The organism is Pseudomonas sp. RA_35y_Pfl2_P32, assembly GCF_963970735.1.
GTDB lineage: Bacteria > Pseudomonadota > Gammaproteobacteria > Pseudomonadales > Pseudomonadaceae > Aquipseudomonas.
The window spans coordinates 1-490 of record NZ_CAXAQF010000253.1; the positions used below are offsets into that span (position 1 = coordinate 1).

A 490-nucleotide genomic window follows, 5' to 3' on the forward strand; every position below is an offset into this window, starting at 1 on the left:
TATTGCTTATGGTCTGCCGGGCTGCCGCTCGGCATTTTCGCAAGAACTCGACTCAAGAACTCGACTCTTGCCGGAGGCCGCCATGTCGCGCATCCTTGTCGTTGCATATTCGCGCAGTGGAAATACGCGCACCGTTGCCCAAGCCATCGACACGCACTGCCATGCCGATTTCGAGGAAATCCGCGAGTTGCGTTTGCGCCGCGGCCCGGGCGGCTATGTCCGCTCCGCCGTCGAAGCGTGGCGACGCGCCCCGTCGACGATCCTGGCCCCACGCAATGACCCGGCAGACTATGATCTGGTGGTGCTCGGCTCGCCGGTGTGGGTTCAGCATGTGTCTTCGCCGATGCGGCGCTACCTGCTCGATCATGGCAGCGCGCTGACGCGAACCGCGCACTTCGTCACCGAAGGTGGCAGCGGCGGCCAAACTGCGCTTGCCGATATGGCCAGCCTGACGCCGCGCGCGCCGATCGCGACGCTGATCCTGACCGAC

At 64.7% G+C, this 490-nt stretch carries 1 protein-coding gene; it reads left to right on the top strand.

The window, feature by feature from the left end; translation table 11 throughout:
• Nucleotides 1-82 precede the first annotated feature (82 nt).
• Nucleotides 83-490: flavodoxin family protein (locus tag AACY45_RS28130; protein WP_445261238.1), on the top strand; the 408-nt coding region annotated here is incomplete at its 3' end.